The organism is Agrococcus citreus, from assembly GCF_039527715.1.
Lineage (GTDB): Bacteria > Actinomycetota > Actinomycetes > Actinomycetales > Microbacteriaceae > Agrococcus > Agrococcus citreus.
In genome coordinates this window covers 208,336-216,642 of sequence record NZ_BAAAKK010000003.1, presented here as the reverse complement: position 1 = coordinate 216,642, position 8,307 = coordinate 208,336, and the positions used below count along the sequence as shown (strand labels likewise).

Below are 8,307 nucleotides of genomic sequence, written 5' to 3'. Positions count from 1 at the left end.
GGCGTCGACGACCTGGCCGACGGTCGCCGTGCCCTGCACGAGCAGGATCGAGACGGAGCTGTTCTGGATGCCGTTCTCGGGATAGCTCACCACGCCGAAGCCGGCCGCGTCGAGCGCGGGGGCCGGGCTCGACTGGATGACCTGCCCGACCTGGTTGTGCGGGTTGTCGCCCTTGATGACGAGCACCGAGTGCGTGGCGCTCAGGTCGGCGTTCGGGGTGCCCAGCACCTCGACGTACTCGGCGCCGCCGTCGAGGCCGCTGACGTCGGCCGAGAACTCGTTGATGACCGGATAGGTCGCGGCGTTCGCCGGGACGGCGACGAGGCCCGCGAGGGCGAGCGCGGCGACCGTCGAGGTGCCGAGCATGGTGCGTGCGCGCATGGATCCACTCCGTTGGGGTGCAGGGATACCGCCAACATAGCCAGACCGGGTGACACCGCGCTCGACTTTCTCGTGAACAGCGAGTGTCGAGGTGCGGGCGCGCAGCCGCGGAGGGTCAGCGGAAGATGATCGTGCGCTGCCCGTCGAGCAGCACGCGGTCCTCCGCGAACCACTGCACGGCGCGCGAGAGCGTGCGCGACTCCTCGTCCTGGCCGATCGCCACGAGCTCCGCGGGCGTGTGCGCGTGGTCGACGCGCACGACGTTCTGCTCGATGATCGGGCCCTCGTCGAGGTCGCTCGTGACGAAGTGCGCGGTCGCGCCGATGAGCTTCACGCCGCGCGCGTGCGCCTGCCGGTAGGGGTTCGCGCCCTTGAATCCCGGCAGGAAGGAGTGGTGGATGTTGATGAGCCTGCCCTCGAGCGCCGCGCACAGCTCGGGCGAGAGGATCTGCATGTAGCGGGCGAGCACGACGAGCTCGATGCCCTCGCGCTCGACGACCTCGAGGATGCGCCGCTCGAACGCGGCCTTCGACTCGGCGTCGACGACCGGCGCGTGCTCGAACGGCACGTCGTAGAAGGCGGCGAGCGCGCCGAGGTCGGGGTGGTTCGCCATCACGAGCGGGATGTCGACCGAGAGCTGCCCCGCGCGCTGGCGGAACAGCATGTCGTTGAGGCAGTGCGCGGCCTTCGAGACGAGCACGAGGGTGCGCAGCGGGCGGCCCACGTCGTCGAGCTGCCACTGCATGCCGTAGCGCTCGACCACCGGCGCGAGCGCGGCCTCGAAGTCGTCGCGCTCGGCCTCGGCCTCGACCTGCAGCCGCATGAAGAAGCGATCGGTGTCGGCGGACGAGAACTGCTGCGACTCGGTGATGTTGCCGCCGCACTCCACGATCGCGCCCGAGATGGCATGGACGATGCCGGGGCGGTCGTCGCACACGAACGACAGGATCCAGTGGTTCGCAGTCACTCGGCGAGTCTACGAGGCGCGGCGCCCCGGGCCGGTCTCAGCCGACGCTGCGAGCGGCCGTCGCCTCGTGCATCGCGAGCGTCACGGCGATCATGTCGATCGCGTCGTCGACCTCGTCGGGCTCGTAGGAGGCGGTGCCGCGCCGAGCCGTGAAGCGCACGGCTCGCGCGTCGCTCGCTCGCAGCAGCAGCTCGCCGTCGGGATCGCCCTCGTACGCGCGCAGCGTCGAGACCACGCGCTCGAGCCAGCGGTCGACCGCGTCGGCGGCGTAGCCCGACACGAAGAGGTTCCCCGTCGAGAACCGGATCGCGAGCACATCATCGGCGGTGAGCACACCGCCACCGTACCGGTCTGGGGTACACGCGACCGCGCGGGGCACGCTCCGGGATCGTCAGCGGTGGTCGGATGCGCGCGCCTCGTGCGCACGCAGCGCCGCGGCCACCCGGTCGAGCAGCTCGTCGACCTCGTCCATCCGATAGGCCGATGCGCCGCGCATCGTCGGGAAGCGCGCCGCCTCCGCATCGGCCGCGGTGAGCGGGGCGCTCGCGGGGGAGCCGGCCTCGTGCGCCGAGAGCGCGGCCGCCGCCTCGTCGAGCCAGTCGTCGACGCTGTCGGCGCTGTAGCCCTCGGCGAGCCAGGCCGGCGCGGCGAAGCGGTGCTCGATGAGCTCGTGCGGTCGCAGCGACGCGCCGCCCGCGGAGGCGCCGGTCGAGGAGCCGCTCGGCGGCGACGCGGGCGCATCCTGCACCGGGGCCGCCGCGACCACCCACTCGACGAGCGCATCCACGTCGTCCTTCCGATAGCGGTCGCCGGTCGTCGCGAGGGCCGCGCCGAGCTCGAGCCGGCCCTGCAGGAGCGCGATGATCGCGGCGTCCGCCTGCGGTCCGGCCGGCATCGCGAGCGCGTCGGCCGCGAGCGCGCCCCAGCGGTCGACGGCCTCGACGGCGTAGCCGCGCCGACCCCACCCGGCGCGGCGGAGCGTGGGCGGTGCGGCGTCTTGGAGCTGAGGCATGCTCGCACGGTACCGGCGCGGCCCCGAGCGGGCCGTAGGCTTGCCGGTCGTGAGCGAGCGGGCGGCGGTGACGCAGGGGACGACCCCTGCCGGCTTCCCGACCGCTGCGCTGCTCGTGCTCGCGCTCGCGGTGTTCACGAACATCAGCGTCGAGATGCTGCCGATGGGCCTGCTGCTGCCGATGAGCCGCGAGCTCGAGGTGGGGGAGGGCGCGATCGGCCTGCTCGTGACGATCTTCGCCTTCACCGTCGTCGCCTCGTCGACGACCCTCGTGCGGCTCACGCGCAGGGTGCCGCGGCACCTGCTCGTGACGACGGTGCTCGTGGTCTTCGCGGCGAGCTGCTTCGGCTCGGCGCTCGCGCCCGACTACGCGTGGTCGGTCGCGTTCCGCGTCATCGGCGGCATCGTGCACGGCATCTTCTGGACCGTGGTCGGCGCCTACGCCGCCTACCTCGTGCAGCCGCACCAGCTCGCCCGCGCGGTCGCCATCACGTCGGCGGGCGGCTCGTTCGCCTACGTGCTGGGCCTGCCGCTCGCGACGCTGCTCGGTCAGGTCATCGGCTGGCGCTGGTCGTTCGCGCTCTTCGGCGTCGTGTGCCTCGTCGTCGCGGTGGCGGTCTGGCGCCTGCTGCCCGCCGTCGACCACCTGCGCGATCGCGCGACCACCTCGACGGGCTCGATCGCGCTGCCCGATCCCGAGCCGGGCAAGAGCCTGCGCGGGGTGGCGCTCGCGATCATCTCGACGACCCTCGTGATGCTGGGGCACTACGCGCTCTACACGTACATCTCGCCGTTCCTCGTCGATCACGCCGGGGTGCCGGAGGCGTGGCTGTCGGGCGCGCTGTTCGGCTACGGCATCGTCGGCATCGGCGCGGTGCTCGCGATCGCGCTCTGGCTCGGCCGGCGGCCGACCGCGTCGACGCTCGCGATGATGGTCGCGGGGCTCGCGGCGATGCTCGCGCTCGGCGTCTCGCAGCACGTCGTGCTCACGGTCGCCGCCGTGCTCGTCTGGGCGTTCGCGCTCGGCGCGCTCCCGGCGCTGCTGCAGACGCGGCAGCTGCAGGCGACGCCCGAGCGGATGCTGCAGGGCGCGACCGCCTGGTACACGACGGGCTTCAACATCGGGATCGGCGCTGGCGCGCTGCTCGGCGCGCTCGTGCTCGAGGCGGCCGGGGTCGGCGCGCTGCCCTGGATCCTGTTCGCGGGCCTCGCGATCGCGCTCGTGCTCGTCGGCGCCGACGCGCTGTTGCACCGCCGCGACGTCGCGCGGCGCGCATCCACCTAGTCGAGGTCTCAGGCGAGGCCGGGCGGCACGGCGGCGGCGAGGGCGGCGCGCACCGCAGCGATCGCTGGGCTGCCCTCCGAGGCGGCGCGCGCGGCGGTGAAGACCTCGCGCCGCGGCGCGCCGGGCAGGTCGAGCGCGCGGAAGCGCACCTCGGTGCCCGTCCACGTCAGGTCGTTCATCACGCCGACGGCGTGCCCGGTCTCGATGAGCCGCATCTGCGCCTGCAGGTCGGCGGTCGCGAACCGCACGTCGGGCTCGAAGCCCGCGACCCGGCACTGCTGCTCGCCGAAGTGACGGGATGCGGCGCCCACCGGCTCCATGACCCACGCGACGTGCGCGGCGTCGGCGAGCCGCTCGATCGGGCTGTCGGGCGGCACCGCGAGCCGCAGCGCGTCGGTCATGAGCAGCTGGCGGTCGACGCCGGGGTGCTGCGGCGCCGCGTGGCCGGGGTACTGCTCGGCGACGACGAGGTCGAAGTCGCCCACGAAGGTGTCGTAGAGCGCCGTCTCGGGCTCGCGCTGCACCATCTCGACGCGCACCTCGGGCGCCGACTCGGCGAGGATCCGCAGCATCTGCGGCACGAGCCCGAGGGCGGCCGACTGGAAGACGGCGACGCGCACGGTGCCGACCGGTCGGCCGAGCGAGGCCGCGACGGCGCGCTCGGCGGCTTCCATGGCGCTGAGGATGCCCTCGGCGTGCTGAGCGAGCAGCTCGCCCTGCGGTGTGAGGGCGAGCCGGCGCCCCTGCTTGCGGGTGAGCGGCACCCCCACCTCGCGCTCGAGCGCGGAGAGCTGCTGCGAGACCGCGCTCGGCGCGTAGGCGAGGGTCGCAGCGACCGCCGCGATCGTGCCGCGCAGGCGCAGCTCGCGCAGCAGGCGCAAACGCCGGACGTCGAGCACGGCGGCCCCCCGAAGCATCGTGATCCGTGATGGATGATCATCACCAACCGTCACTGTACCTGAATGGTCGTGGGGTGCAGACTGGCCGCGGCGCGCACGCGCGCGCCCGCAGTCCTGACACGACCCGCAGTCCTCAGATGAAAGGTGCAGCCGCAATGGGCGCAGCCGCTACCGACCAGACCGCCACCGAGTCCGCAGCGTCGCAGGGCACGGAGCCCGTCACGCCGCAGTCGCCCGAGCAGGCGGCAGCGCAGCGCAGCGACGCGCAGCTCGCCGACCTCGAGGGCCTCCGCGCGCTGACGCCCGCCATCGTCGCGCAGGTGCGCACGTGGCTCGAGGCCGCGGAGCAGATCCCGGCCGACGCGAGCGCCGAGCAGCTCGCCGGCGTGCTGCGCGACCCGAAGGGGCTCGAGTTCGCCGTGCGCTTCGTCGACGGCGTCGTGCGGCCCGAGGACGTGCACGTCGCCGCGCGCACGCTCCGCGAGATCGGCGGCAGCGCGCCCGCCTTCCTGCCGTGGCCGATGCGCCAGGCGCTCAAGCTCGGCGGCGGCGTCGCCCCGCTCGCCCCGCACATCGTCGTGCCGATCGCCCGCCGCGTGCTGCGCGAGATGGTCGGCCACCTCATCATCGACGCGACCGACGCCCGCCTCGGCGCCGCGATCAAGCGCATCCGCGCGACCGGTGCGCGCCTCAACGTCAACCTGCTCGGCGAGGCCGTGCTCGGCGCTCGCGAGGCCGAGCGCCGCATCGAGGGCACGCGCGCCCTCATCGAGCGCTCGGACGTCGACTACGTCTCGATCAAGGTGTCGGCGACCACCGCGCCGCACCAGCCGTGGGCGTTCGACGCCGCCGTCGACGACGTCATCGAGCGCCTCATGCCGCTCTACCGCCTCGCCGCCTCGAACGGCACCTTCATCAACCTCGACATGGAGGAGTACAAGGATCTCGAGATGACCATGGCGGTCTTCATGCGGATCCTCGACGAGCCCGGGCTCGAGTCGTACGAGGGCGGCATCGTGCTGCAGGCGTACCTGCCCGACGCGCTGCCCGCGATGGAGCGGCTGCAGGCCTGGGCCTCGGAGCGCATCGCCAAGGGCGGCGCACCGGTGAAGGTGCGGCTCGTGAAGGGCGCGAACCTGCCGATGGAGCAGGTCGAGTCGTCGTTGCACGGCTGGCCGCTCGCCACCTGGCACACGAAGCAGGACAGCGACACGCACTACAAGCGCGTGCTCGCGTGGGCGCTCACGCCCGAGCGCGTGCAGGCCGTGCGGCTCGGCGTCGCGGGCCACAACCTCTTCGACGTCGCCTTCGCCTGGCTGCTCGCGAAGCAGCGCGGCGCGGATGCCGGGGTCGAGTTCGAGATGCTGCTCGGCATGGCGCAGGGCCAGGCCGAGGTCGTGCGCCGCGACGTGGGCGGGCTGCTGCTCTACACGCCCGTCGTGCACCCCACCGAGTTCGACGTCGCGATCGCCTACCTGATCCGCCGTCTCGAGGAGGGCGCGAGCCGCGAGAACTTCATGTCGGCCGTGTTCGAGCTCGCGAACGACGAGTGGCTGTTCGAGCGCGAGCGCGACCGCTTCCTGGCCTCGGTCGACGGCCTCGCGGCCGAGGCGCCCGCGACGCACCGCGTGCAGGACCGCACCGCTGCCCCGCTCGCGGTCGCCGACGACGGCTTCGCCAACGCCCCCGACAGCGACCCGTCGCTGCCCGCCAACCAGGCGTGGGCCGCCGGCATCCGCGAGCGCGCGCAGCACTCGCGGATCGGCATCGACCTCGTCGAGGCCGCGACGCTCCGCGACGCGGATGCCCTCGACGCGACGATCGAGACGGCCATCGCGGCGAACGCCGGCTGGCGGGCGCTGTCGGGCGACGAGCGCGCCGCGATCCTGCACCGCGCGGGCGTCGAGCTCGAGGCGCGTCGCGCCGAGCTCATGGAGGTCGCCGCCGCCGAGGCCGGCAAGACGCTCGACCAGTCCGACCCCGAGGTCTCCGAGGCGATCGACTTCGCGCACTACTACGCCGAGCGCGCGCGCGACCTCGACCGCGTCGACGGCGCCGTCGCGGTGCCCGCCCGGCTCATCGCGGTGACCCCGCCGTGGAACTTCCCGATCGCGATCCCCGCGGGCTCGACGCTCGCGGCGCTCGCCTCCGGCGCATCCGTCATCGTCAAGCCCGCTCGCGCCACCGCGCGCACCGGTGCGGCGATGATCGAGGCGCTCTGGGCGGCCGGCGTGCCGAAGGACGTGCTGCAGCTCGTGCAGCTCGGCGGCCGCGAGCTCGGCGACCAGCTGATCGGCGACCCGCGCATCGACCGCGTCATCCTCACCGGCGGCTTCGAGACCGCCCAGGCGTTCCGGCGCATCCGCCCCGACCTGCAGCTGCTCGCCGAGACGAGCGGCAAGAACGCCATCATCGTGACGCCCTCGGCCGACTACGACCTCGCCGCGAAGGACATCGTCGCGAGCGCCTTCGGCCACGCCGGCCAGAAGTGCTCGGCCGCGTCGCTCGCGATCCTCGTCGGGCAGGCGGGCCGCTCGCGCCGCATGCACAACCAGCTCGTCGACGGCGTGCGCTCGCTCACCGTCGGCTACCCGTGGGAGCCGACCGCCCAGATGGGGCCGATCATCGCGCCGGCCGAGGGCAAGCTGCTCGAGGGCCTCACGACCCTCGGTGCCGGCGAGTCGTGGGTGATCGAGCCGAAGCAGCTCGACGACGACGGCAAGCTCTGGAGCCCCGGCGTGCGCGCCGGCGTCGAGCGCGGCAGCGAGTACCACCGCACCGAGTATTTCGGGCCGATCCTCGGCGTCATGCGCGTCGAGACGCTCGAGGAGGCGATCGCGCTCGTGAACGAGGTCGACTACGGCCTCACCTCGGGCATCCACTCGCTCGACGTCGACGAGATCGGCACGTGGCTCGACTCGATCGAGGCGGGCAACCTCTACGTCAACCGCAGCATCACCGGCGCGATCGTGCAGCGCCAGCCGTTCGGCGGCTGGAAGCGCTCGGTCGTCGGCCCGACGACGAAGGCGGGCGGCCCGAGCTACCTCATGCCGCTCGTCGACTGGCGCACGGCCGAGGCGCGCGAGCTCGCGCCGGTCGAGCACCCGGCGGTGCGCGCCCTCGTCGAGGCGATCGACGCGCTCGCGCGGTCGGCGGATGCGTCGGCTGCCGTGACCGCGGACGAGGCGGCGGCGCTCCGCCGCGCCGTCGGCAGCGACCAGCTCGTCTGGGCCACCGAGCTGGGCGTCGCCGAGGACGTGCAGCAGCTCTCCGCCGAGCGCGACATCCTGCGCCACCTGCCCATGCCGGGCGTCGTCATCCGCCTCGCGGAGGGCGGCCGGCTCGTGCAGCTCGCGCGCACGGTCGCCGCGGCGATCCGCGCGGGCGCCGACGTGCGCGTGTCGACCGCGGTCGACCCGGCACCGGCGCTGCGGGCGGCGCTCGCGGCCGCCGAGATCGCCTTCACCGTCGAGGACGACGCCGCCTTCCGGCGCACGGCCCGCGGCCTCGAGCAGGGGCGCGTGCGCTACCTCGCGGCCGACGACGCCGTCGACGAGGGCGTGCGAGCGCTCGCCGAGGCGGTCGAGGGCCGTCCTGACCTCGCGATCATCGCGCATCCGGTCACCGAGGCCGGTCGGCTCGAGCTGCTGCCGTTCCTGCGGGAGCAGTCGATCGCCATCACGGCGCACCGCTTCGGCACCCCGAACCACCTGACCGACGCGCTGATCTAGCGCTCACCGGACCCGACATCGGCAGCCGGACC

The 8,307-nt window shown here is 73.6% G+C and carries 7 protein-coding genes; 2 read left to right on the top strand and 5 right to left on the bottom strand.

The genetic code is table 11. The features are described 5' to 3' along the window. The 4 genes from ABD106_RS06380 to ABD106_RS06365 form a co-directional block, all read right to left on the bottom strand. Positions 1 to 381, bottom strand: a 381-nt coding sequence (locus ABD106_RS06380) for a hypothetical protein (RefSeq protein ID WP_343918525.1), incomplete at its 3' end; no start/stop codon positions are given. 115 nt (positions 382 to 496) lie between these two features. Continuing rightward, on the bottom strand, positions 497 to 1,348 hold the full coding sequence (purU, locus tag ABD106_RS06375; protein ID WP_343918523.1) for a formyltetrahydrofolate deformylase: 852 nt from the start codon (positions 1,346 to 1,348) through the stop codon (positions 497 to 499). Between the two features lie 37 nt (positions 1,349 to 1,385). Next, on the bottom strand, positions 1,386 to 1,682 hold the full coding sequence (locus ABD106_RS06370; RefSeq protein WP_343918521.1) for a DivIVA domain-containing protein: 297 nt from the start codon (positions 1,680 to 1,682) through the stop codon (positions 1,386 to 1,388). A 57-nt stretch (positions 1,683 to 1,739) separates the two neighbouring features. Then, positions 1,740 to 2,360: a DivIVA domain-containing protein gene (locus ABD106_RS06365; protein WP_343918519.1), complete on the bottom strand. Its 621-nt coding sequence runs from the start codon at positions 2,358 to 2,360 to the stop codon at positions 1,740 to 1,742. A 49-nt stretch (positions 2,361 to 2,409) separates the two neighbouring features. Here ABD106_RS06365 and ABD106_RS06360 point away from each other — a divergent pair, with 49 nt between their 5' ends. Further along, positions 2,410 to 3,645: an MFS transporter gene (locus ABD106_RS06360; protein ID WP_343918517.1), complete on the top strand. Its 1,236-nt coding sequence runs from the start codon at positions 2,410 to 2,412 to the stop codon at positions 3,643 to 3,645. Between the two features lie 8 nt (positions 3,646 to 3,653). Here the strand turns inward: ABD106_RS06360 and ABD106_RS06355 are convergent, their stop codons facing one another. Next, positions 3,654 to 4,544: a LysR family transcriptional regulator gene (locus ABD106_RS06355; RefSeq protein ID WP_343918516.1), complete on the bottom strand. Its 891-nt coding sequence runs from the start codon at positions 4,542 to 4,544 to the stop codon at positions 3,654 to 3,656. A gap of 155 nt (positions 4,545 to 4,699) precedes the next feature. On the opposite strand from ABD106_RS06355, the gene ABD106_RS06350 reads away from it, so the two are divergent. Further along, a complete protein-coding gene (locus ABD106_RS06350; RefSeq protein ID WP_343918515.1) occupies positions 4,700 to 8,275 on the top strand; it encodes a proline dehydrogenase family protein in 3,576 nt (1,191 codons plus the stop codon). Positions 8,276 to 8,307 lie beyond the last annotated feature (32 nt).